Consider the following 22,096-nt stretch of genomic DNA (forward strand, 5'->3'; position numbering starts at 1 on the left):
CGATCCAGCCGACCGCCTTCAGCGCGCCGGGTGTCCATGACATCCGGCGCGTCTGCTTCTAGGGAAGCCCCCATGCTCGAAGCCCCCCCCGCTCCCACCGCGCGCTATCGCGGCGTCGTGCTCGCGATGCTGCTGCTGGTTTACACGTTCAACTTCCTCGACCGGCAGATTCTCAGCATCCTGGCCCAGCCGGTGAAGAAGGATCTCGGGCTCGACGACGCGCAGCTCGGCATGCTCGGCGGGCTGGCCTTCGCGGCACTCTATTCAACGCTGGCAATCCCGCTGGCGCTGCTCGCCGATCGCACCAGCCGCACCTGGGTTATCACCATCTCGCTCGGCGTGTGGAGCGGCTTCACGGCGCTTTGCGGCTTCGCGCAGAACTTCACCCAGATGTTCCTGTTCCGCCTGGGGGTCGGCGTCGGCGAGGCCGGCGGAGTCGCGCCTTCCTATGCGCTGATCGGTGACTATTTCCCGCCCGAGAGTCGCGCCCGCGCGCTCTCCATTTACTCGCTCGGCATTCCGCTGGGGGCCGCCGGCGGCGTCCTTCTCGGCGGCTACATCGCCCAGAATGTCGAGTGGCGCGTCGCCTTCATCGTCTGCGGGCTGGCCGGCGTCGCGATCGCGCCGATCTTCCGGCTGGTGGTCAAGGACAGGCCCCGCCCCGCCGCGACGGTCGAGAACCAGGTGCCCGTCGCGCGCGTTTTCGGCATTCTCGCCCGCAAGCCGAGCTTCTGGCTGATGGCGTTCGGCGCGGCGGCCGGATCGATGTGTGGCTATGGCGTGGCCTTCTGGCTCCCCAGCCTGATGATGCGCAGCTTCGGGCTCAGCCTGGTCCAGACCGGCCAGTTCTTCGGCGCGCTGCTGCTCACCGGCGGCGTCGCCGGCATCCTGATCGGCGGCATGCTGGGCGACAAGCTCGGCGCGCGCAGCCGCCGCTGGTACGCGCTCGCGCCGGCGATCTGCTACATCGCCGGCACGCCGCTTTTCATCGCCGGCGTCTTGTCCTCTTCCTGGCCGGTGGCGCTGACGCTCTTCCTGGTGCCGCAAGCGCTGGTCTATGTCTGGCTCGGCCCAGTGCTAACCGCAGTCCAGCACCTCGTCCCCGCGCACATGCGTGCCACCGCCTCGGCCAGCTTCCTGCTGATCAACAATCTGATCGGCCTGGGGCTGGGCAGCTGGGCGATCGGCTCGCTATCGAAGGCGCTGACTCCCGAATATGGCGAGGAAGCGCTGCGCTACGCGATCGCCGCGGGCCTTTGCCTGTATCTGGTGGCCGGATTGCTGATGGCCTTGGCGAGCCGCAAGCTGACCCAGGACTGGGTCGACTAAGTAGTCCACCGAGTCGGGCTTTCCCCGAATCGCGCGAACCGCCCATTTCCCCGATTCTGCGGCTATTCCGAGGGCGCTGCTTTCCGGAACATCGTGGACCGGGTGGCGACGGCTACCCGGTCCGCCCCCTTCACCGCTCGCGCGTCGCGGCGAACTTCACGTTGGGGTAGCGGTCGACCAGATAGCCGACCTCCCACGCCGATTTCGCCATGAATACCGGATTGCCGTCGCGATCCTTGGCCATCGCGCCGCGGTTGAGCTCCATGAAGGTCTTGAGGTCCGCCGGGTCCTCGCTCGACACCCAGCGCGCGGTCTCGAACGGCGCCATCTCCAGCCCCGCCGCCACCTTATACTCCGCTTCGAGCCGGCTCAGCAGCACTTCGAGCTGGAGCTGCCCCACCACGCCGACGATCCAGTTCGCGCCGATGTCCGGGTAGAAGACCTGGGTCACGCCTTCCTCGGCCATGTCGTCCAGCGCCTTGCGCAGCTGCTTGGTCTTGGTCGGGTCCTTCAGCTGCACCCGACGCAATATCTCGGGCGCGAAATTGGGCAGGCCGGTGAAGCGGACATCGGCCTTCTCGCTCAACGTATCGCCCACGCGCAGCACGCCATGATTGGGGATGCCGATGATGTCACCGGGAAAAGCCTCGTCCGCCAGCTCGCGTTCGCGCGCGAAGAACAGGATCGGCGAATGAATCGCGATCGGCTTGCCGTGCCCGGTCGGGGTCAGCTTCATGCCGCGCTTGAAGGTGCCCGAGACCAAACGCATGAACGCGATCCGGTCGCGGTGGTTGGGGTCCATGTTCGCCTGGACCTTGAACACGAAGCCGGTGACTTCGTCGCGCGTCGGCTCCACCGGGGCAGGCTCGGCGGGCTGGGTGCGCGGCGGCGGGGCATGGACCGCGATCGCGTCGATCAGCGAATCGACGCCGAATTCCTTCAGCGCGGATCCGAAATAGACCGGGGTCATGTCGCCGGCGCGATATTTCTCCGCATCGAAGGCGCCGTAGCCGACCATTGCCAGCTCGGCCTCGTCGCGCAGCTTGGCGAGCCCCTCCGCAGTCAGGATCTCGGCCAGCTTGGGGTCGTCGAGCCCTTCGGTCTGCACCACCTTCCCCTGAAACTCGCGGCTGCCGCCCTCGGGCAGCAGCAGGCGATTGTCGATCAGATCGAAAATGCCCTCGAACTGTCCGCCCATCCCGACCGGCCAGGTCATCGGCACCACGTCTAGCGCGAGCATGTCCGCGACCTCGTCGAGCAGATCGAACACTTCGCGCCCTTCGCGATCGACCTTGTTGACGAAGGTGATGATCGGCACGCTGCGCAGCCGGCAGACTTCGAACAATTTCCGGGTCTGCGGCTCGATGCCCTTCGCCGCGTCGATCACCATCACCGCCGAATCGACCGCGGTCAGCGTGCGATAGGTATCTTCCGAGAAATCCTCATGCCCCGGCGTATCGAGCAGGTTGAAGGTGATCCCCTGCCGCTCGAAGGTCATCACGCTCGACGTGACCGAGATGCCGCGCTGCTGCTCGATCTTCATCCAGTCCGATCGCGCGCGCCGCGCCTGGCCGCGCGCCTTCACTTCGCCGGCGAGGTGGATCGCGCCGCCGAACAGCAGCAGTTTCTCGGTCAGCGTCGTCTTGCCGGCATCGGGATGCGAGATGATCGCGAAGGTACGGCGGTCGTTGGTGTGGGGAGACATTGCGCGCCTCTAGCGGGTTAGCTGCGCAACGTCACCTGCATGCCGAAGCTGCGCGCCTGACCGGGCTCGAAGCGCAGGATGCCGGGCTTGTCCCAGATCTCGCCGTCGAAGCCGATCGGGTCGGCGATGCCGTGCCACGGCTCGATGCAGAGGAAGCGCGCGCCGGGCTTGGTCCAGATGCCGAGCTTTGGCATGCCGGCGAAACCGATCTCCAGCCCGGGGCCTTCGCCACCGTCATAAGACACCGATTCGCTCTCCAGACGGCCCCAGACCAACGCATCGCGCTCGAACAAGGCGTCGCTCAGCGGCAGCTCACGCCCCTCGAGCGGGCTGGGCCAGCCATGATCGTCGATCCAGCCGCCCAGCACGATCGCTGAAAGCTCGGCCGGCTCGGGCTTCTCGAACAGAATCCGATGCTCCCCGCGCGACCGCCCAAAGGGCAGCGGCCAGGCAAAGGCCGGATGGAAGCCGAAGCTCGCCGGCATCGGTACGTCGCCGCTGTTGGTCACCGTCACGTCGATCGCGAGCGTCGCGCCCATGAGCGAAAAGTCCGCGTCGAGTGTGAAGGCAAAGGGAAAGACGGCCCGCGTCGCATCATTGTCGCCCAGCCGAAATCGCGCCCGATCCGGGGCCTGCTCGACCAGTTCGAACGGCTGCCGCCGCGCGAAGCCGTGCTGCGGCAGGGCATATTCCTTGCCCTCCAGCCGATAGCGATCGCCCACCAGCCGCCCGACGATGGGGAAGAGCAGCGGCGCCCGGCCCGACCAGAAGGCGGGATCGGCGTCGGTCATCAATTCGCGCCCTTTGGCGTCGCGCAAATGGCTGAGCTCGGCGCCGAACGGGTTGATTGCCGCCGACAGAGCGTCCGACGCGATCTGGATCAGCTGCGTCATGTCAGCCTTCGCGATGCACCAGGAAGGGCGACCAGGCCTGATTGACCGGCATCAGTTCGAGCGAATTGATGTTGAGATGAGGCGGCTGCTCGGCGACCCACAGCATCGTCCTGGCGATATCCTCCGCGGTCATCGGATTTACGCCGGCATAAACCTTGTCCGAAGTCTCCTGGCTGCCGGTGCGCACCAGCGTGAATTCGGTTTCGACCATCCCCGGCTCGATCGAGCAGACGCGTACCCCGGTGCCGATCAGGTCCGAGCGCAGGTTCAGGCTGAACTGGCGGACGAACGCCTTGGTCGCGCCATACACATTGCCGCCGGGATAAGGGTAGTTCGCCGCCACCGACGACAGATTGATGATCGCGCCGCGCCGCTCGACCAGCATCGGCAGCAATCTATGCGTCACCGACACCAAAGCGCCGATGTTGGTTTCGATCATCGTCGTCCAGTTGGACAGCGACGCCTGCTGCGCCGGCTCGAGCCCGAGCGCGAGCCCGGCATTGTTGATCAGCAGATCGATGCCGTCGAAGGGCTCAGGTAGCGCATCGATCGCGGCATCGCGCGCGGCCTCATCGCGCACGTCGAACTCCGCCGCATGAAAGGCTTCGCCCAGTTCGGCGGACAGCGCCGCGAGCCGATCCGCCCGGCGCCCGGTGCCGACGACATGCCAGCCCGCGCCCACGAAGGCGCGCGCGCACGCCTCGCCAATCCCTGCGGTCGCGCCGGTGATGAAGGCTGTCGGCATTATCAGATTTCCTCGATGCTGCGTGGTTCGTCCAGATGCCAGCGATCGCCGTCGAACCGGTCCTCGTGATCGCCAAATTGAATCAACGTGCCCGCCGGCGCGCCCAGCTCGGGCATGTGGAGCCGGATCAACGCCCGCGCGCCATCGACATCGGTCGCGTCGACATCGAGGATGCAGGAGACGATCTCATTTTCGCCCTCCTCGTCCTCGTCCTCGAAATCGACGCCTTGATACAGCGTGCCGCCGCCGACGCTACAGCCAAGGCGGGCAAGGCGAAGCTCGGCGTCGATATGCACGCTGAACCGGTAGTGCCGATCGAACGGATCCAGATCGCCGGGTACGACGACGGTCATATATTCCACGTCATCCGGGTCTTCCATCATCTCGCTGAGACCATGGCTGAACCGGTCGAGCATGGTCATCCGCGCAGGCTCGCTCCAAGCTTCGCGGCGGCGGCGACAACCTTGTCCGCCACTGCCTTCAGCTCGGCATCGGTGAAGCTCTTCTCGCCGGGCTGGAGCGTGATTTCCACTGCCAGCGACTTTTGCCCCTCGGGCACCCCGGTGCCGGTGAAGACATCGAACAGCCGCGCGTCGACGATCAGCGCCTTGTCCGCGCTTTTCACCGCGCGCACCAGATCGCCGGCCACGAGATCGGCGGGCACCAGGAAGGCGAAGTCGCGCGTCACTGCCTGCAGCGCCGGCGGCGCGAAGGCCGGGCGCATGAAGCCGGTCCCGCGCTTGGCGGGCAGCGCATCGAGATAGAGTTCCACTGCGGCGATATCGCCCTCCAGGTCGAATGCCTTGAGCACGGTGGGATGCACCATCCCGAACGCGGCGAGTATGGTCTTCGGCCCCAGCCGCAGCGTCGCCGACTGGCCGGGATGATAGACGTCGCCCGCCTCTCCCATGACCTGCAGGTTCGCAGTCGGCGCCCCCGCCGCTTCGAGCAAAGCCAGCGCCTCGGCCTTGGCGTCGAACGCGCCGAAGGGCTGCGCGCGGCCCGCCTGCCAGCCGCGCGGGCTCCGCGATCCGGCCAGCACCACGCTCAGCGTCAGCCGCTCCCGATCGGCCAGATAGCGCCGCCCGAGCTCGAACAGGCGCACGCTGGTCGCGCCGCGCTTGAGGTTGCGCTCGGCCGCGGCGAGCAGCCCGGGGAGCAGCGAGGGCCGCATCACCTTCATGTCTTCGCTGATCGGATTGGCGAGCGTCCAGGCGCCGCCGCCGAACGGTGCCGCCTCGGCCTCGGAGAGGAAGCTCCAGGTGATCCCCTCGTTGAGCCCGCGCGCCGCCGCGGTGCGCCGCAGCTTGCGCTCCAGCTTCTGCTCAGGCGTCGCGGTGGGCCGTGCCACCCCGGGGGCGCGATCGAGCGGAGTCGAGGGGACCTTGTCGATCCCTTCGATGCGGATGACTTCCTCGACCAGATCGGCCGATCCGTCGACGTCGCGGCGCCAGCTCGGCACGGTGACGTTCCAGCTTCCGTCCACCGTGAAGCCCAGGCTCTCGAGGATCGCCTTCTGCCGGTCTTCGGCGACGGCCAGCCCGCCCAGCGTCTCGGCGCGCGCGGGATCGTAGCGGACGCTGCGCTGCGCGAGCGGCGGCTGGCCGCTGCGCGTGACTCCGCTCGCCTTACCGCCGCACAAGGCCAGGACCAGCCGCGTGGCGATCGCCAGGCCGTCGTCGAGGAAGGCGGGATCGACGCCGCGCTCGAAGCGGGTGCGGGCGTCGCTGGTCAGCGTGAGCTTCTGGCCGGTGCGGGCGATATGTTCGGGATCGAAATAAGCGCATTCGATCAGCACGTCGGTCGTGCCGAGTTGCACGCTAGAATGCTCGCCGCCCATGATCCCGCCGATATCGTGCACGCTCTCATCATCGGCGATAACGGTCATCGTCGCGTCGAGCGTGTAGGTCTTGCCGTTAAGCGCCAGCACCTGCTCGCCGTCCACGCCCTTGCGCGCGACCAGCCCGCCCTTCAGCGTCGCCCGGTCATAGACATGCAGCGGGCGACCGAGCCCGAGCATGACGAAATTGGTGATGTCGACCAGCGCCGAGATCGGCTTCTGCCCGACAGCGTTGAGCCGCTGCTGGAGCCAGTCGGGCGAGGGTCGATTGACCACGCCCGACACCGCCTGCGCGAAAAAGGCCGGGCAGCCTTCCGCATCGTCGGTACGAACCTCCGGCCCGGGACCTTCGCCCTCGGGGGAGGGAAGCTGGCTCAGCATCGCCTCCAGCGGTCGCAACGTCCCCAGTCCTGCCGCGGCCAGATCTCGGGCGATCCCGCGCACGCCCATGCAATCCTGCCGGTTGGGGGTGATCGAGACATCGATCACCGGATCGTTGAGCTGCGCGTAATCGGCGAAGTCCGCACCCACCGGCGCATCGGCCGGCAGCTCGATGATCCCGTCATGATCGTCGCCCAGCTCCAGCTCGCGCGTCGAGCACATCATGCCGTTCGATTCGACGCCGCGGATCGAGGACAGCTTCAATTGCATCCCGTTGGCGGGCACCACTGCGCCTGGCGTCCCCAAAACTCCGATCAGCCCGGCGCGCGCATTGGGTGCGCCGCACACGACCTGGAGCGGCACGCCGTCGCCAGTATCGACGGTCAGCACCTGTAGCTTGTCCGCCTGCGGATGGCGTTCGGCGGTGAGCACCTTCGCGACGCGAAACCCGGCAAGCTTCTCGCCCGGATTCTCGACGCCTTCGACTTCGAGCCCGACGCGCGTCAGCGCCTCGACCACGGTATCGAGGTCGGCTTCGGTGTCCAGATGCTCCTTGAGCCAGGCAAAGGTGAACTTCATGCCCCGACTCCTCCGCTCAGCGTGGGCACGTCGAGCGCCGAGAATCCATAATGTCTGAGCCAGCGCAGATCGCCGTCGAAGAAGGGCCGCAGATCGTCCATCCCATATTTGAGCATCGCCAGCCGATCCACGCCGGTGCCGAACGCGAATCCCTGCCACTCATCGGGATCGAGCCCGCAGGCCTCGATCACCTTGCGATGCACCATCCCGCTGCCCAGCACTTCCATCCAGCCGCCATTGCCCTTGGACGGGTCGCCGCCGATCACGCGCTTTCCGTTGACCACCGAATAGCCGACATCGACCTCGGCGCCCGGCTCGGTGAAGGGGAAATAGCTCGGCCGCAGCCGCAACACGATGTCGTCGCGCTCGAAATAGGCCTTGAGGAAGGTCTCGAGCGTCCATTTCAGGTGGCCGAGCGTGATCCCCTTGTCGATCACCAGCCCCTCGATCTGGTGGAACATCGGCGTGTGCGTCGCATCGCTGTCGGAGCGATAGACCCGCCCCGGCGCGATGATACGGATCGGCGGCTTCTGCATCATCATCGTACGGATCTGCACGGGCGACGTATGCGTGCGCAGCAGCATGCGATGCTCGGCGCCCTCCACTTCCGGGAAGTAGAAGGTGTCGTGCATCGCCCGCGCCGGATGCGTCTCGGGGATATTGAGCGCGGTGAAATTACGCCAATCGTCCTCGATCTCGGGTCCCGAGGCGACGGCAAAGCCCAGGTCCGCGAAAATCTCCGCCAGCTCGTCCATGACCTGGCTCACCGGATGCACCGTGCCCGGCGGCACCAGGTCGACCGGCAGCGTCATGTCGAGCGTCTCGCTCGCCAGCCGCGCATCCATCGCCTTGCGCTCGAGCATCTCCTTGCGCTCGGACAGCGCCTCGGTCACCGCCTCGCGCAGCGCGTGTATGCGCGGGCCAGTCAGCTGGCGCTCCTCGGGACTCATCGCTCCCAGCGTCTTGAGCAGCCCGGTCACCGCGCCCTGCTTGCCCAGCGCGTGGACGCGGATCGCCTCGATCGCGTCTAGCCCTGCGGCGGCATCGATCGCGCCGAGCAGGTCCTGGCGAAGTTGTTCAAGATCGGTCATGCGTCACTCTTGGTCTGAGGTAGCTCGATGGCCCATTGGATAAGCGCACCGTCTTCGGGATCGTCGCGGGTGCCCACGGGCATGAAACCGTTCTTTTCCAGCACGCGCTGCGATCCCGGATTGTCCACGCTGGTCTCGGCGGTCAAGCGCTTATGGCCCAGTCCCGGCGCCATCCGAACGAGTTCCGCCAAAGCCGCGCTCATGATCCCGCGCCCCTCGAAAGTGGGCGCCATGCCATAGCCGATATCGTAACCGCCATCGCCGCGCGCGCGTGTGAAACTCGTCATGCCCACGACGTGACCGTCCTGAACGATCAGCCACGCCACCGGCTGGTCGGTCCCCGCCGCGATCTCAGCGCTTATGCCGCGCAGCATCGCGGTCACTTCGTGGGGTCCGATCCCACCCTCGCAAAGCCGGAGCGAATCGTCGCTCTCCGCCTCACCCAGCAGCCAGGCGAAGTCTCGATCGGTCATGGCGTGCAATTGGATCATGCTATGCTTTCAAGAAAAAAGGGCGCCGGTGTTGCCACCGACGCCCCTTGTTCGTCTAGCGTCAGGCTGCCTCAGGCGGCCTGGGGCAGAGCCGCCTTCGCCTGCGCGATGATGGCGCTAAACGCTTCACCCTCGTGCATGGCGATGTCGGCCAGGACCTTCCGGTCGAGTTCGATGCCCGCGAGCTTGAGCCCGTGCATGAACTGCGAATAGGTCAGGCCCTCGGCCCGGACGCCGGCGTTGATGCGCTGGATCCACAGGCCGCGGAAGCTCCGCTTCTTAACCTTGCGGTCGCGATAGGCATATTGGCCGGCCTTCTCGACGGCCTGGCGCGCGATGCGGATCGTGTTCTTGCGACGGCCATAATAGCCCTTCGCCTGATCCAGAATCCGCTTATGCTTCGCCTTGGTGGTTACACCGCGTTTTACTCGAGCCATGTCCGGGCCTCCTTACTTCAGACCGTAGGGCGCCCAGCCGACGACCCGTGCGGTATCGGCATGAGCGAGCACGGAGGTGCCGCGATTCTGGCGGATATATTTGGCGTTGTGGCTGATCAGACGGTGACGCTTGCCAGCGAAACCGTGTTTGATCTTGCCAGTGGCGGTGAATTTGAAGCGTTTCTTCACACCGCTCTTGGTCTTGAGCTTGGGCATTTTGGTCTCCTTATGATCTCGAACGTGCGAACAGCCGCGGCAGCCCTTGATGGCCGGGCGTGTTCCTGACGGACGAGGAAAGGCGGGCGCATAGCCGACGTGCCACGGATTGGCAACCTGAGTCGGATGCGTCCCGGCACGCCCCTTCACCTCTCGCGGAACTAGTCGCCGCGCGGGGCTTTCTGCCGGGATGGCAGAGGAAATGGCGACACCCGAAACGATCCGCGCGCGCCCCGCCCGGGCGATCGGCACCCCGCTCGCTTCCGGTATCGCCGTCCTTAGCACGCTTCTCGGCCTTGTCGTGCTGGCCTGGGTGATCCTGTTCGTCACCAAGGGCCGCTTCCTGAAGCACAGCTTCGAGACGATCGTCGCCGGCCAGACCAACCGCCAAGTCAAGGTTGCAGGCGACTTCCAGCTGTATTTCGCGCCGTTCAACCTGAAGTTCGTCGCCGAGGGGATGACGATCACCAATCCCGACTGGGCCGGCACGGGCAATTTCTTCGAGGCTCGGCGGATCGATTCGCAAATCTCGACCTGGAGCCTCATCACCGGCAATCGCCGCATCAACTGGCTCGGCCTCGAGGACGGCCGGCTCGACTTGCAATGGAACAAGGGCAACACGCGCAACACCTGGACCTTCAGCGAGGAAAAAGGCGAGCCGCTCGAGCTGCCGGTGATCGCCCGTGCGCTGATCCGCGGCACCATGGTCCGCTATGTCGATCCGCGCATGCATATCGCGGCTGCCATCCGGGTCGATCCGGTCGAGGCCACAGACACCAGATTCGCCAGCGCGGTCGGCTTCGACGGCAACGGCACGGTTCGCGGCACCCGGTTCGTCATGAACGGAACCCTGCTGAGCCCCAACGCCACGATCCAGGGCGGCCGGAACGAACTGAAGCTCCATGCCGAGGCGCTTCGGACGACGCTCGACGTTTCCGGCACGCTGCCCGGCTTCACCGAACTCGACGGCTCCGACCTGCAGATGGATCTGCGCGGCCGCAATATCGCCGATGCCTTCTCGCTGCTCGGCGTCGCCTTACCCGATACGCGCACCTATCGCCTCAAATCTGCCATGACCAAGGCTGGCGACGAATGGCGCTTCACCAACCTTCGCGGCACCTTCGGCGCCAGCGACCTTGCTGGCAAAGTCACGGTGAAGATGCTCCAGCCGCGGCTGCTGCTCACCGCCGATCTCGCCACCCGAACGCTCGACATCGTCGATGCCGGGCCATTCATCGGCTACAGCCCTAGCGCGTCGGCGGCGGGCGCAGTGGTGACAAGCGTGGGCGGGGCGCCACGCATTCTCCCCGACGCACAGTTGCGCGCCGAGGCGCTCAAGAATTTCGACGCCAAGGTCGATTGGACCGTGCGCAACGTCCGGGCGGACAATCTGCCCATGTCGAACGTTCGCCTGGGACTGGAGCTGGACGACCGCCTCCTCAAACTCTCGCCGCTCAACTTCAGCCTGGCGCGCGGCATGGTCAGTTCGGACATCATAATCGATTCGCGCCGCCAGCCGGTCGTCACGGATTATGACATCCGCCTGTCGCCCACCCCGATGGGGGTGCTGCTCGCCGGCTTCGGGGTCGAGGAATCGGGAACCAGCGGCACGCTGAAGGCGCGCGTCCAGCTGACCGGCCGGGGCAACAGCGTGCATGATTCGCTCGCCAATTCGAACGGCCGCATCGCCATCATCCTGCCCAAGGGCAGCTTCTGGACGCGCAACGTACAGCTCGCCGAGCTCGATATCGGCACCTTCGTCCAGAAGATGTTCGAGAATAAGCTGAAGGAGCCGGTGCAGATCAATTGCGGGCTGCTCGGCTTCACCGTGCGCAACGGCATCGCCGCCGCCGATCCGATCCTGATCGATACCGAGAAGAGTGTGATGCTGGGCCGCGGCGGCTTCAGCTTCAAGAACGAGACGCTCGATCTGGCTTTTCGTGCCGACGGAAAGAAGTTCAGCCTGTTCGCCGGACAATCGCCGGTGGGCATCGGCGGCTTCTTCGCGCAGCCGAAGATCGATGTGATCTCACCCGAACTGCTTTCGCGCGCCGGCGTCGGGCTGGGGCTCGCGCTCGTCGCCAGCCCGCTCGCCGCGGTCATCGCCTTCGTCGACGTGGGCGATGCCAAGGCGGCCGATTGCGGCCCGGTGCTTGCGGGTGCCTCGGCGCGGGCGCAGCGCGACGACAAGGGGCGTCCTCGCGACGATATCGGCAAAGGCACCACCGCCACGTCCGAGGATGGCAAGCGTTCGCGGGGCGAGCGCAAGGAACAGCGCAAGAAGTTCCTGGGTATTTTCTAAAGGCTCAGTGCCCCCGGCAGGCCAGGGCTTCGAGGATATCGTCGATCCGCGCCGGGTCGCCCGCCGCGATCACTTCGCCGCTGCTGCCCGCATGCAACGGATCGCCCTGCCAGTCGCACATCCGCCCGCCCGCGCCTTCGACCACCGGGACCAGCGCGGCAAAGTCATGTAGCTTGAGACCGGCTTCGACGACCACGTCCATCCAGCCGCTGGCGACGCAGCCGTAATTGTAGCAATCGCCGCCCAGCGTCGTGCTCATCACCGCGGCGTCGAGATGCTCGAAGGCGTGAAGCTGCGAATCGTCGAACAGGGCCGGCGACGTCGTCCCCAGGATCGCCCCCTTGAGATCGCGGCAGATGCCGGTGCGCGCCGGCTTGCCGTTGAACAGGGTCGGTCGCCCTGCGACGCCCAGCCAGCGTTCGCGCGCGATCGGCTGGTCGATCACCCCCAGCAGCGGCCAGCCCTCCTCGATCAAGGCGATCAGCGTACCGAAGATCGGACGCCCGGCGATGAAGGCGCGGGTGCCGTCGATCGGATCGAGCACCCAGATGCGGCCGCTGCTGCCTTCGCGCTCGCCATATTCCTCGCCGATGATGCCATCCATCGGCCGCTCGGCGATGATCAGGCGGCGCATTGCCTCCTCGGCTTCGCGGTCGGCGAGGGTTACGGGCGAGAGGTCGTCCTTCGCCTCTGCGCCATGTTCGGCGCGGAAGCGGGGGCGGATCGCGGCCCCCGCCACATCGGCGAGGCGTTCGGCAAGGGCGATATCGGATGTGGTGACGGGCATGCCCCGGCCCTAGCCGCCTGCTTTTGACTCGCCAAGGTCACAAAGCGCTGGCAACGACTTTGGCCATGCGCCTGCCGCTCCTTGCTTTCGGGCTGATTGCCGCCCCGCCCGCCCTTGCGCAGGTCCGCGCCGTCCCGGCCCAGCCGGCGTCCGAGCAGGAGGCGCTGCGCGGGGTCGAGGTGTTCCTGGTGAATGAAAGCGAGGCGCCGATCGCCGACGCCGGGCCGCGGCAGATCGAAGTGACCGCGCTGGACGGGACCCGCATGCTGCTCGAGCGGTTGCCCGGCCCGACGCGGACGATTGCCCCCGGTGGCTTCGCCAAGGCGCGCTACGTGCCGGTGAGCGTCGCGCAGGCCGCGGTGCCGCCCTCGGCCCAGCATCCCGCCGCGCCGATGCCGAGCGAAGAGACCGTGGTGCAGAGTTCCACGGGCTCTTCCGCTTCCTTCCTCGATCGCTTCGAGGCGCATGAGCCGATCTACGGCGCGTTCGGCGCGGGCGATGCGGGCGCGAAGCTGCAGTTCAGCTTCGCCTTCCGCGCCTTCGCCGAGGATGCGCCGCTCAAGCTCGGAAATCTGCGCTTCGGTTATACCCAGGCGATGTTCTGGGCGATCGACCGGCCGTCCGGCCCGTTCCGCTCGACCAATTATAGCCCCGAAGTCTATGCCGACATTCCCTTCGACGACGAGACTAAGATCGCACTCGGCTGGCGGCACGATTCGAACGGCCGCGGCGATCGAGAGTCGGTCGATCTCAACCGCATCTTCGCGCGCGCCGAGAAGTCGTTCGATCTGGGCGGGGACTGGCGACTGGATGTCGCGCCGCAGGCCTGGTTCTATGTCGGCAGCGCCGGCGATGCCGGCGATGTGAAGGACTATTTCGGCTACACCGCGCTCACCGCGGCGATCCGCCAGAAGGACGGGCTCAAGATCGCGCTGACCGGACGCGGCAATTTCGAGACGCGGCGCGGCGCGGCCGAACTATTCGTCTCCTACCCGCTCGCGCGGATCGGCGGAGCGGGCTTTTATCTGTTCGGCCAGGCGTTCACCGGCTATAGCGAAGTCCTCGACGACCTCCGTCGAAAAGATAGCCATGCCCGGCTCGGGATCGCGCTCACGCGATAGGTTTCAGGGAGAATATCATGCGGACCAAGCTCCTCCTCGCTGCCCTTCTCCTGCCGCTTGCGCTTCCGCTGCAGGCCGCGCTGGCGCCGGGTGCGAAGGCTCCGATCTTCACGGCGCCCGGCGCATCGGCAGGCAAGCCGCTCGACGTCAACCTGGCAGCCGCGCTCAAGAATGGGCCCGTGGTCCTCTATTTCTTCCCCGCCGCCTTCACCAAGGGCTGCAACGCGGAGGCCCATGCCTTTGCCGAAGCGCTGCCCGATTTCACCAAGGCGGGCGCAACCGTGATCGGCATGACCGCGGGCAACGTCGATCAGCTCCAGAAGTTCAGCAGCGAATATTGCGCAGGCAAGTTCGCGGTGGCGGCGGCAAGCCCGGCGATCGTCAAGGGTTACGACGTGTTGCTCAAGAAGCCGGACGGCACGCCGTCGACCGTCACCAGCCGTACCAGCTTCGTGATCGCGCCCAATGGCCGCATTCTATTTGCCCATACCGACATGAACCCCGGCGATCACGTCAAGCTGACCTTGCAGGCGGTCCGCAACTACCGTGCCGGCAAGCGTAACTGAACTTATTGATCCATTCCGGAGACTTCACGTCTTCGCAGGTTCCGCTCACGCTATATTAGCAGTTAGTCCCTAAAGTTGCGGCCATCGAGACATTGCCGGATTCGAATGCCGGCGCGCACGAAGAGCATCTAGGGATTGGTGGCGATGGCCGGGGCGACAGCCGTGCGAGTTGCAAGCGGGGGCGATGCGGTCCGCCGCCTCTATGATCGGATCGGGGAATTCCTGATCGATCAGCGGCTCGACGCCCATCCCGCCAATTATGCGTTCGCCTATCATCTGCTCGCTAATCCCGACGGACCCCTCGCGAAAGCCGTACGCGCGCTGACCGACGGTGGCGTTCGCCTGACCCAGCGCGACATCGAGGGGCTGGGATGCGACCTCCAGCCGACCCACAAGAGCGAGATTCCCGACGCCAGCCCGGCCGATGGTCTGGTCGCGCAGACCCAGATGCAGGTCGAAGGCTTTCAGGACATGGTCCTGGCGATGCGTGCAGAGACCGAAGGCTTCGGCCGCGACCTGGCGGAGAGCGCCGCGGCAATCTCTCGATCCGCAACCGCAGGCGGAAGCGCCGCGATGATCGGCGAGGTCGCCCAGATCACCGGCGCGATGCTCGAGCGGGTCCGTACTGCCGAGGCGCGGCTCGAGGCGGCCACGCGCGAGGCGAGCGAGTTGCGCGAGAAACTGGAAGAGGCACGCGACAATGCCCGCCGCGACCCGCTGACTGAGCTGCCCAACCGCCGTGCCTTCGAAGAGGCCTATGCCGCGCAGGTGGCGACCGGCGAAATCCTGTGCCTGGCGATTTGCGACGTCGATCATTTCAAGGCGGTCAACGACCAGTTCGGCCATGCGGTGGGCGATCGGGTGCTCAAGGCTATTGCCGCCGCCCTCACCGAAGCCTGTTCGGGGCAGTTCGTCGCCCGCTATGGCGGCGAGGAGTTCGCCATCCTCTTTTCCGCGATGGATGCCGAGACGGCGGGGGCGAAGCTCGATTCCGCTCGGATCACCGTCGCCGCAAAACGCTATCGCCTGCGCGAGAGCGATGCGCCGCTCGGCGAGATCACTTTCTCGGCCGGGCTGACCGCGGCAACCCCGAGCGATACTTTCCATGCCGCCTTCCAGCGATCGGACCGGCTACTTTATGCGGCAAAGAGCGCAGGACGGAATTGCATACGGGTCGGATAGAGCGACCTTGAATTGGTGAAATACACCAAATCGAGGTGTGCAAAACACCAACGATCGCGGATCGCCGCTCACCGATCCAACGAATTCAGCAACTTAAGAAATTGGCACGCTCCCTGCAAACCTCTCTGGCATTCGCCGCCGGATGGTCCGGCAGACGAAACCAGGGAGTATCCACCATGACTGCACGCCTCGACTCACTTCAGCGCTCGATCGCCATGTTCGGCGCAATCCTCTTCACCACCACGCTCGTTCTCCTCTCGACTCCCGTGATCCCCGTCGCATGAGCGGGGACAAGATCAGCATGATCCGCAGCCTGATGGCCGGCGCAATCTCTTTCGCGCTTACCGCGGTCATGATCGTCGGCACCGGCGCGCAGGGTTCGGCTTTCATCGGCTGAACCCGCCGCCACCCCGGCCCCAGGGAACTTCCCACCTTCTGAACCGGTTAGCCATGCTGAACCTCCCGTCAGGAGCCAGCCGATGAGCGATACCGACACGATCCCGATGATCCATGAAGACGCGCTGCCCGGACATGAAAGCGCGCTAGACCCCAAGCCCGATTGGGAGCCCCGCTATCCGGGCTCCGACCGCCTCAAGGACAAGGTGGCGGTGATCACCGGCGCCGACAGCGGCATCGGCCGCGCGGTCGCGGCGCTCTATGCGCGCGAAGGCGCCAACGTGGCGATTCTCTATCTCTGCGAACATGACGACGCCGCGATGACCGCCGACATCGTCCGCTCGGAAGGCCGCGAGGCGCTGACCATCGCCGGCGACATTGGCGACAAGGATTTCTGCACGTCCGCGATCGCGCAGGTGATCGAGAAATTCGGCAAGGTCGACATCCTCGTCAACAATGCCGGCGAGCAGCATCCCGACAAGGATATCGTCGATATCAGCGAGGAACAGCTCAAGCGCACCTTCCAGACAAACATCTTCGGCATGTTCTTCATGGTGCAGGCGGCGATGCCGCACCTCGAGGAGGGCGCCGCGATCGTCAACTGCACCTCGGTGACGATGTACCAGGGTTCCAAGGAGCTGCTCGACTATAGCTCGACCAAGGGCGCGATCACGGCCTTCACCCGCAGCCTTTCCGAAAATCTGATCGAGAAGGGCATCCGCGTCAACGCGGTGGCGCCCGGCCCGATCTGGACTCCGCTCAACCCGATGGGCGGCGCCTCTCCCGAAAAGCTGGCGACCTTCGGCGAAGACACACCGATCGGACGCCCTGGCCAGCCCAACGAAGTCGCACCGTCCTTCCTGTTCCTCGCCTGCGAGGATGCCAGCTATATGTCCGGCCAGGTGCTGCATCCCAATGGCGGAACGATCGTCAACGGCTGACGAAAGTCACAGAAAGTCGCACCAAGGCGCGTTTCATTCCCGCGAGGGGATGGAACGCCGCGACGCGAAAGTCACAGAAAGTCGCGCCAAGACGCATTCGCCACGATGGCAAGCGGATGCGTTGAGAGGGTTCGCCGGAACTATGTCAAAGAGCGCCGAGAATGACAGTAGAACAAAACAAGAACAATGTCAAGCGCAGTCACGCCAGGGCGGCGCCCCCGACCGGGCCTAGCGGCGCCTCTTCGCCACGCGAATAGGTGCCTGTGAGCAGCCCCGCGGCGAGCACGCGGCCGGCCATCGCAGCCACGATCGCGCCGCGGCCGGGCGTATCGCCGACATCGGGCCCCGCGCCCAGGGCGAAGAGCTGGAAGGCATAATGATGCTCGCCATGGCCGGTGGGCGGATCGGGCGCGAGCCAGCCTTCGCCGAGATAGGAGTTGCGGCCGACATCGGTGCCATCGCTGCTGCCGGCCCCGTCGCGGCGGATCGCGCCTTCCTTCAGTTCCCCCTCGTGCCCCGGCAGATCCCAGACCACGGCATGGACGAGCGGCGCGGGCGCCGGCGCATCGGGATCCTCGACGATCAGCGCGAGGCGCTCGGTGCCGTCGGGCACGCCCGTCCAGAACAGAGGTGGTGAGACCCCCTCGCCATCGGCGGTGAAGCGTTCGGGCAGGCGACCGCCATTGGCGAAGGCGGGACTGGCGAGATGGAGCGATTCGAACGTGCCGAGCTCGGGCTGGACGATCGCCAATTTATCGGTGCCGGCGCGCAACCCTTTGAGCGCGCTTCCCAGCCAGTGCGGCACATGTTCGAGCATCCCGTTTCTCCTTCGCTTGCCGAACGATCGAACCCAGTGAACTTTCCCGCAAGCGGCCATGCTGGCGCAATCGGCGGCTTTGGGCTAGCGGGTTCGCTATGAGCGCTCCCCATATCGTCGCCCTCGGGGGCACGCTGCGGCCCGAATCCTCGACCGGTCGGCTGCTGGCCGCGGCATTGGCCATGGCCGCTGCGCGCGGCGCCCGCACGACGCTGCTGACCGGCGACGACATCGCCTTTCCCCATTATGAGCCCGGCAATGTCGAGGGCAATCCGGCGATCGCGCGCTATCTGGAAGCGCTGCGCACCGCCGACGCAGTGATCGTCGGCTCGCCGGGCTATCACGGGACGCTGTCCGGACTGGTCAAGACCGCGCTCGATTATGTCGAGCAGCTGCGCACCGATGAGCGGGTCTATCTCGACGGGCTGCCGGTGGGGCTGATCGCCACCGCCGCCGGATGGCAGGCGGCGGTATCGACGCTGCATGCGCTGCGCACGATCACCCATTCGCTGCGCGGCTGGCCGACCCCGATGGGGCTGGCGATCAACACCAGCGAGCCGGGCGACGCGGTCGCGCGCTGTGAACCTTCGATGCATGTCATGGTCGACCAGCTATTCTCCTTCCTGAACCGTTGAGGCGCTGGTTGCACGGCGCTTAACCCTTTCGTGAGGGCTTTCCCCTAGGCTCCGCCCCTTCGAGAAGCGGAGATCGAGCGGATGGAGCAGCCTGTTGGCCGGGGCATGGGCGGACGCCGCAAGGCGACCCGCACCATTCTGGCCGTAGGCAGCGACCGCGACAGCCTCCACAGGGTGGCGCAACAGCTCGGCACGCTCGGCTATCTCGTCGTCCTCGGCCATTCGGGCTCGCAGGCGCTCGAGCTGATCGCGGCGCGGGGTTTCGATCTGATATTGCTCGACACGCAGGCGGCCGACACGATCGGCCTGCACGTGCTTCGCGAGATACGCGGCGCGCGCGACACCGCCGACCTGCCGGTTGTCCTGCTGTCATCGGGAGCCGGCAACGCCGCCGAGCTCCAGGCCTTTGCCGTCGGTGCGGACGACTGCCTGACGAAGCCGGTCGCGTTCGATATATTGGCGGCTCGGCTCGAGCGGACGCTGGCGCGGTCGCTGCGGATCGAGGAACTGAAGCGATCGAACCTGGCGCTGGACGCACGGATCGCCGCGCGCGCGATGGAATTGGGGGAAATGAAGGTCGAACTGGCGGCAGCGCAGGCGGAAAAGCTCCGCCTCGCCGCGTCGCTGCACACGCTGCAGAAACAGGCGCGCGCCGTCGCGGCCTAAAACGCGCTACCCATCGAACCAGTGCCGCCAGAGGAAGAAGGTGGCGATCGTCAGCGCCAGCGCGCCGCATACGCCCACCACGCCCCAGAATGCCCAAGGCTCGTGCGCGAAGGGAATACCCGCGACGTTCATCCCGAGGAGGCCCGACAGGAAGGTCAGCGGGAGGAAAACCATCGCGACCACCGCAATGACGAGCGAGCGCTGGTCGATCTGCTCGGCCCGCAGATCGGTGAGCGTTTCGTGCGTAAGCGCGGCACGTTCGCGGATACTCTCGAGTTCCTCGGCCATGCGCGCGGCGCGATCGGCGGCGGCGGACAGATGGAGGCGATCATCGTCGCGCAGCCAGTCGCCCGGCAGCGCGGCGAGCTTTTCCAGCGCAATGCGCTGCGGCGCCAGGAATCGGCGATAGCCGATCGCCTGGCTGCGCGTGCGATTGACTGCGCGGCGAAGCTCGAAGGCGTGGCCGGTGACGATCCGTTCCTCGCAATCGTCGAGCGAATCGCCGAGATCGGCGACGACGGGGTCGAGCTCCTCGGTGATCGCGAGCGCCAGCGCGGCGATGAGGTCGCCCGGATCGAACACCCTGCCCGCCTCGACCATCTCCCGCACCGGCTGGACCGCGTTCAGCGTCTTGCGCGTCACCGAAAAGACGGTCCCGCCAAGGGCATACATGCGGATCGAGGCAAGCGGATCGGACGCCGCCAATTGCTCGCTCGACAGCCCGCGCAGATTGACCATGGCGCCCTCGCCAACCGCATCGCAGCGGGGGCGGGTTTCCGCGGCGGTCAGCGATTCGATGACGAACGGCGGGAGCTTTGCGCCGTCGCGCAGCCAGACCTTGGCGCGATCGTCGTTGGTGGTCAGGTGAACCCAGACAAGATCGGCCTGCGCCTGGGCGGCCTGCTTGAGCGGCGGCGTCTCGACCTTGCCGCCGCGGACTACATAGGCGAAGCCGCTCAACGCGCCATCTCCAGATCGACTGCGATCCCGGACCCCGGATCGGCGGGCGCGCTGTCGCAGGCGATGCGAACCGCATCGGCGCGGGCGCGATCGAGAATGGCGGACGGCACGTCGCGACGATGGAAGACCCGATCGGCCTGTGCGAGCGCGCGTGCCTGGCGCAGGCTGAGATCGTCCGGATCGGGCGAAGTGAGCGTGAAGCGGAGCAGCACGGGCTTCGCGCCCACGGCGTCCTCAAGCCAGCGCGCCACTGCGTCGTCACCCTGATCGGCGAGCGGATCGAGCGGGCCCGACAGCGCCGCGCCGACCGCACGACGGCGGTCGCCCAGATCGGGCCAGCGCGCGCGGATCCGGGGCTTCGCGGCTTCGAGCGCGCGCGCAAGTCGGCCGACACCGGCGGGGAGCAGGGTTTCGAGCCGCTGGCGCAGCGCCGCTGCAAGCCCTGCCGATACGCCGCCGGTGCCGATCGCCACCAGCAAAGGATCGCGATCGACGATCGCGGGCAGCGTGAAATCGCACAGATCGGGCCGGTCGACCGTGTTCACCAGCACGCCGCGCGCGCGCAATCGCGCCACCACGGGCTCGGGATCGTCGAGCGCAACGATGGCGAGCGAGGCCTGCACGTCCTCGCCGACGATCGCCGCGCCCGCGCGCTCGAGCAGGCGGCGCTTTGCGTCGGCGGGCTCGCCCGCGCCGATCAGAATCACCGGCCGCCCGCCCAACCGCACGAAGATCGGCAGGGCGGCGAGGCTCATTTCAGCCAGTCCGGGACATGCTCCTCGCCCATGATCGTCTGGGCGGTGATGCGATTGGCGACGATCTCGAACTTGTCGCCCGAGACCAGGACCTCGGGGACCAGCGGGCGGCTGTTGTAGGTGCTCGCCATCGTCGCACCATAGGCGCCGGCGCTGCGGAACACGGCAAGGTCGCCGCCTTTCACCACGTCGATGTCGCGGCCCTTGGCGAAGACATCGCTGCTCTCGCAGACCGGGCCCGCGACATTGGCGATCATCCGCGCGCCGGTCGGCCGGACCGCGGCGAAATCATGATAGGCGTCGTAGAGCGCGACCCGGGCGAGATCGTTCATCGCCGCATCGACGATGACATAGGGGTGGACCACGCCCGGCTTGACCCACAGCACCTGGGTCAGCAGCACCCCGGCATTGGCCGAGATCACCCGTCCCGGCTCGAACATAAGCTCGACGTCCCAGCCGCGGGTGACGCGCTCGACCATCGCGCCGAATTCGGCGGGCGACGGCGGATTGTCGCTTGCGCGATAGGGCACGCCGAGCCCGCCGCCGAGATCGACATGGCTGATCGTGTGGCCGGCGGCGCGCAGATCGGCGACGAGCTGGCCGACGCGGACGAAGGCGCGCTCGAGCGGCTCGAGGCTGCTGAGCTGGCTGCCGATATGCACCGCGACGCCGCGCAGATTGAGCCCGGGCAGCGGCGCGAGCCGATCGAAGATCGCCGGCGCTTCGTCGATCGGCAGGCCGAACTTGTTCTCGGCGCGGCCGGTGCTGATCTTCTCGTGCGTGCCGGCATCGACATCGGGATTGACCCGCAGCGTCGCGGGCGCGCGCAGGCCGCGCGCGGCGGCGAGCTGGGCGAGGACGACGCCTTCTTCCTCGAGCTCGAGGTTGAACTGGCCGATGCCGACATCCAAGCCCTGTTCGAGCTCGGCGCGGGTCTTGCCGACGCCCGAGAAGACCACGTCCTTCGCCGGCATCCCCGCCGCGAGCGCGCGGGCGAGCTCGCCGCCCGAGACGACGTCGGCGCCGAAGCCTTCGTTCGAGAGCAGGCGCAGCACCGCGAGATTGGGATTGGCCTTCACCGCGAAGGCGAGATGCTTGCGCCCGACCCCCGCGAGGCCATCGCGGAAGACGCGGGCGTGGCGCTGGAAGGTCGCGGTCGAATAGACGTAGACGGGGGTGCCCACCGCCTCGGCGATGCGGGCGAGCGGGACATTCTCGACATGCATCTCGCCGTCGATCAGGGAAAAATGGTCCATGGGTT

At 66.6% G+C, this 22,096-nt stretch carries 22 protein-coding genes; 8 read left to right on the forward strand and 14 right to left on the reverse strand.

Annotation, left to right across the window (positions count from 1 at the left end; all coding sequences use genetic code 11):
- The first annotated feature begins 72 nt into the window (after positions 1 to 72).
- Entirely contained in the window at positions 73 to 1,329 is a 1,257-nt protein-coding gene (locus OKW87_RS10835; protein ID WP_265539386.1) for a spinster family MFS transporter, read from the forward strand.
- 130 nt (positions 1,330 to 1,459) lie between these two features.
- On the opposite strand, the gene OKW87_RS10840 is transcribed toward OKW87_RS10835, so the two are convergent.
- The 9 genes from OKW87_RS10840 to rpmI form a co-directional block, all read right to left on the reverse strand.
- Positions 1,460 to 3,034 carry a peptide chain release factor 3 gene (locus tag OKW87_RS10840; RefSeq protein WP_265539388.1) on the reverse strand — a complete coding sequence of 525 codons (1,575 nt, stop codon included), beginning with the start codon at positions 3,032 to 3,034 and terminating at the stop codon, positions 1,460 to 1,462.
- A 17-nt stretch (positions 3,035 to 3,051) separates the two neighbouring features.
- Positions 3,052 to 3,927 carry an aldose 1-epimerase family protein gene (locus OKW87_RS10845; protein WP_265539390.1) on the reverse strand — a complete coding sequence of 292 codons (876 nt, stop codon included), beginning with the start codon at positions 3,925 to 3,927 and terminating at the stop codon, positions 3,052 to 3,054.
- 1 nt (position 3,928) lies between these two features.
- The gene (locus OKW87_RS10850) at positions 3,929 to 4,672 is read right to left on the reverse strand and encodes an SDR family NAD(P)-dependent oxidoreductase (protein ID WP_265539392.1); all 744 of its coding nucleotides are present in this window, start codon (positions 4,670 to 4,672) and stop codon (positions 3,929 to 3,931) included.
- Between the two features lie 2 nt (positions 4,673 to 4,674).
- Entirely contained in the window at positions 4,675 to 5,094 is a 420-nt protein-coding gene (locus tag OKW87_RS10855; protein ID WP_265539394.1) for a hypothetical protein, read from the reverse strand.
- Positions 5,091 to 7,472, reverse strand: a complete 2,382-nt coding sequence (gene pheT, locus OKW87_RS10860) for a phenylalanine--tRNA ligase subunit beta (protein ID WP_265539396.1) — start codon at positions 7,470 to 7,472, stop codon at positions 5,091 to 5,093. Before pheT ends, OKW87_RS10855 begins: the two co-directional genes overlap by 4 nt.
- Positions 7,469 to 8,563 (reverse strand): phenylalanine--tRNA ligase subunit alpha, encoded by a 1,095-nt coding sequence (gene pheS, locus OKW87_RS10865; RefSeq protein ID WP_265539398.1) that lies wholly within the window; start codon positions 8,561 to 8,563, stop codon positions 7,469 to 7,471. The genes pheT and pheS overlap by 4 nt, the downstream gene beginning before the upstream one ends.
- Positions 8,560 to 9,054, reverse strand: a complete 495-nt coding sequence (locus OKW87_RS10870; protein ID WP_265539400.1) for a GNAT family N-acetyltransferase — start codon at positions 9,052 to 9,054, stop codon at positions 8,560 to 8,562. The genes pheS and OKW87_RS10870 overlap by 4 nt, the downstream gene beginning before the upstream one ends.
- 71 nt (positions 9,055 to 9,125) lie before the next feature.
- Complete coding sequence (gene rplT, locus OKW87_RS10875) at positions 9,126 to 9,491, reverse strand: 50S ribosomal protein L20 (protein WP_265539402.1); 366 nt, start codon at positions 9,489 to 9,491, stop codon at positions 9,126 to 9,128.
- 12 nt (positions 9,492 to 9,503) lie between these two features.
- The gene (gene rpmI / locus OKW87_RS10880) at positions 9,504 to 9,707 is read right to left on the reverse strand and encodes a 50S ribosomal protein L35 (protein WP_100282718.1); all 204 of its coding nucleotides are present in this window, start codon (positions 9,705 to 9,707) and stop codon (positions 9,504 to 9,506) included.
- 202 nt (positions 9,708 to 9,909) lie between these two features.
- Between rpmI and OKW87_RS10885 the strand changes: the two genes are divergently transcribed.
- Complete coding sequence (locus tag OKW87_RS10885) at positions 9,910 to 12,009, forward strand: AsmA family protein (protein WP_265539405.1); 2,100 nt, start codon at positions 9,910 to 9,912, stop codon at positions 12,007 to 12,009.
- A gap of 4 nt (positions 12,010 to 12,013) precedes the next feature.
- On the opposite strand, the gene hisN is transcribed toward OKW87_RS10885, so the two are convergent.
- Positions 12,014 to 12,796: a histidinol-phosphatase gene (gene hisN, locus OKW87_RS10890; protein ID WP_265539407.1), complete on the reverse strand. Its 783-nt coding sequence runs from the start codon at positions 12,794 to 12,796 to the stop codon at positions 12,014 to 12,016.
- A 65-nt stretch (positions 12,797 to 12,861) separates the two neighbouring features.
- Here hisN and OKW87_RS10895 point away from each other — a divergent pair, with 65 nt between their 5' ends.
- The 4 genes from OKW87_RS10895 (at position 12,862) to OKW87_RS10910 (ending at position 17,002) form a co-directional block, all read left to right on the forward strand.
- Positions 12,862 to 13,917, forward strand: a complete 1,056-nt coding sequence (locus tag OKW87_RS10895; RefSeq protein ID WP_265539409.1) for a phospholipase A — start codon at positions 12,862 to 12,864, stop codon at positions 13,915 to 13,917.
- A 17-nt stretch (positions 13,918 to 13,934) separates the two neighbouring features.
- Positions 13,935 to 14,483, forward strand: coding sequence for a peroxiredoxin (locus tag OKW87_RS10900; RefSeq protein WP_265539411.1), 549 nt, complete (start codon positions 13,935 to 13,937; stop codon positions 14,481 to 14,483).
- Positions 14,484 to 14,627: 144 nt separating this feature from the next.
- Positions 14,628 to 15,665: a GGDEF domain-containing protein gene (locus OKW87_RS10905; protein ID WP_265539413.1), complete on the forward strand. Its 1,038-nt coding sequence runs from the start codon at positions 14,628 to 14,630 to the stop codon at positions 15,663 to 15,665.
- Positions 15,666 to 16,144: 479 nt separating this feature from the next.
- Positions 16,145 to 17,002 (forward strand): SDR family oxidoreductase, encoded by an 858-nt coding sequence (locus OKW87_RS10910; RefSeq protein ID WP_265539415.1) that lies wholly within the window; start codon positions 16,145 to 16,147, stop codon positions 17,000 to 17,002.
- 199 nt (positions 17,003 to 17,201) lie between these two features.
- Here the strand turns inward: OKW87_RS10910 and OKW87_RS10915 are convergent, their stop codons facing one another.
- Positions 17,202 to 17,819 (reverse strand): YbhB/YbcL family Raf kinase inhibitor-like protein, encoded by a 618-nt coding sequence (locus OKW87_RS10915; protein ID WP_265539417.1) that lies wholly within the window; start codon positions 17,817 to 17,819, stop codon positions 17,202 to 17,204.
- Positions 17,820 to 17,917: 98 nt separating this feature from the next.
- Between OKW87_RS10915 and OKW87_RS10920 the strand changes: the two genes are divergently transcribed.
- A complete protein-coding gene (locus OKW87_RS10920) occupies positions 17,918 to 18,454 on the forward strand; it encodes an NADPH-dependent FMN reductase (protein ID WP_265539419.1) in 537 nt (178 codons plus the stop codon).
- Positions 18,455 to 18,535: 81 nt separating this feature from the next.
- Positions 18,536 to 19,120 carry a response regulator gene (locus tag OKW87_RS10925; RefSeq protein WP_265539420.1) on the forward strand — a complete coding sequence of 195 codons (585 nt, stop codon included), beginning with the start codon at positions 18,536 to 18,538 and terminating at the stop codon, positions 19,118 to 19,120.
- Positions 19,121 to 19,126: 6 nt separating this feature from the next.
- Here OKW87_RS10925 and OKW87_RS10930 read toward each other — a convergent pair whose 3' ends face one another.
- The 3 genes from OKW87_RS10930 to lysA are packed head-to-tail and all read right to left on the reverse strand — an operon-like array spanning position 19,127 to position 22,091.
- On the reverse strand, positions 19,127 to 20,080 hold the full coding sequence (locus OKW87_RS10930; RefSeq protein WP_265539421.1) for a zinc transporter ZntB: 954 nt from the start codon (positions 20,078 to 20,080) through the stop codon (positions 19,127 to 19,129).
- Complete coding sequence (locus OKW87_RS10935; RefSeq protein WP_265539423.1) at positions 20,077 to 20,835, reverse strand: precorrin-2 dehydrogenase/sirohydrochlorin ferrochelatase family protein; 759 nt, start codon at positions 20,833 to 20,835, stop codon at positions 20,077 to 20,079. The genes OKW87_RS10930 and OKW87_RS10935 overlap by 4 nt, the downstream gene beginning before the upstream one ends.
- Positions 20,832 to 22,091: a diaminopimelate decarboxylase gene (gene lysA / locus OKW87_RS10940; RefSeq protein WP_265539425.1), complete on the reverse strand. Its 1,260-nt coding sequence runs from the start codon at positions 22,089 to 22,091 to the stop codon at positions 20,832 to 20,834. Before lysA ends, OKW87_RS10935 begins: the two co-directional genes overlap by 4 nt.
- Positions 22,092 to 22,096: the final 5 nt, after the last annotated feature.

This window comes from Sphingomonas sp. M1-B02 (genome assembly GCF_026167525.1).
Lineage (GTDB): Bacteria > Pseudomonadota > Alphaproteobacteria > Sphingomonadales > Sphingomonadaceae > Sphingomonas.

What these genes read in the sequence shown, in the direction of transcription:
- OKW87_RS10835 (WP_265539386.1), top strand. Translation starts at nt 73, where the DNA reads ATGCTCGAAGCCCCCCCCGCTCCCACCGCGCGCTATCGCGGCGTCGTG.
- OKW87_RS10840 (WP_265539388.1), bottom strand. Translation starts at nt 3,034, where the DNA reads ATGTCTCCCCACACCAACGACCGCCGTACCTTCGCGATCATCTCGCAT.
- OKW87_RS10845 (WP_265539390.1), bottom strand. Translation starts at nt 3,927, where the DNA reads ATGACGCAGCTGATCCAGATCGCGTCGGACGCTCTGTCGGCGGCAATC.
- OKW87_RS10850 (WP_265539392.1), bottom strand. Translation starts at nt 4,672, where the DNA reads ATGCCGACAGCCTTCATCACCGGCGCGACCGCAGGGATTGGCGAGGCG.
- OKW87_RS10855 (WP_265539394.1), bottom strand. Translation starts at nt 5,094, where the DNA reads ATGACCATGCTCGACCGGTTCAGCCATGGTCTCAGCGAGATGATGGAA.
- pheT (WP_265539396.1), bottom strand. Translation starts at nt 7,472, where the DNA reads ATGAAGTTCACCTTTGCCTGGCTCAAGGAGCATCTGGACACCGAAGCC.
- pheS (WP_265539398.1), bottom strand. Translation starts at nt 8,563, where the DNA reads ATGACCGATCTTGAACAACTTCGCCAGGACCTGCTCGGCGCGATCGAT.
- OKW87_RS10870 (WP_265539400.1), bottom strand. Translation starts at nt 9,054, where the DNA reads ATGATCCAATTGCACGCCATGACCGATCGAGACTTCGCCTGGCTGCTG.
- rplT (WP_265539402.1), bottom strand. Translation starts at nt 9,491, where the DNA reads ATGGCTCGAGTAAAACGCGGTGTAACCACCAAGGCGAAGCATAAGCGG.
- rpmI (WP_100282718.1), bottom strand. Translation starts at nt 9,707, where the DNA reads ATGCCCAAGCTCAAGACCAAGAGCGGTGTGAAGAAACGCTTCAAATTC.
- OKW87_RS10885 (WP_265539405.1), top strand. Translation starts at nt 9,910, where the DNA reads ATGGCGACACCCGAAACGATCCGCGCGCGCCCCGCCCGGGCGATCGGC.
- hisN (WP_265539407.1), bottom strand. Translation starts at nt 12,796, where the DNA reads ATGCCCGTCACCACATCCGATATCGCCCTTGCCGAACGCCTCGCCGAT.
- OKW87_RS10895 (WP_265539409.1), top strand. Translation starts at nt 12,862, where the DNA reads ATGCGCCTGCCGCTCCTTGCTTTCGGGCTGATTGCCGCCCCGCCCGCC.
- OKW87_RS10900 (WP_265539411.1), top strand. Translation starts at nt 13,935, where the DNA reads ATGCGGACCAAGCTCCTCCTCGCTGCCCTTCTCCTGCCGCTTGCGCTT.
- OKW87_RS10905 (WP_265539413.1), top strand. Translation starts at nt 14,628, where the DNA reads ATGGCCGGGGCGACAGCCGTGCGAGTTGCAAGCGGGGGCGATGCGGTC.
- OKW87_RS10910 (WP_265539415.1), top strand. Translation starts at nt 16,145, where the DNA reads ATGAGCGATACCGACACGATCCCGATGATCCATGAAGACGCGCTGCCC.
- OKW87_RS10915 (WP_265539417.1), bottom strand. Translation starts at nt 17,819, where the DNA reads ATGCTCGAACATGTGCCGCACTGGCTGGGAAGCGCGCTCAAAGGGTTG.
- OKW87_RS10920 (WP_265539419.1), top strand. Translation starts at nt 17,918, where the DNA reads ATGAGCGCTCCCCATATCGTCGCCCTCGGGGGCACGCTGCGGCCCGAA.
- OKW87_RS10925 (WP_265539420.1), top strand. Translation starts at nt 18,536, where the DNA reads ATGGAGCAGCCTGTTGGCCGGGGCATGGGCGGACGCCGCAAGGCGACC.
- OKW87_RS10935 (WP_265539423.1), bottom strand. Translation starts at nt 20,835, where the DNA reads ATGAGCCTCGCCGCCCTGCCGATCTTCGTGCGGTTGGGCGGGCGGCCG.
- lysA (WP_265539425.1), bottom strand. Translation starts at nt 22,091, where the DNA reads ATGGACCATTTTTCCCTGATCGACGGCGAGATGCATGTCGAGAATGTC.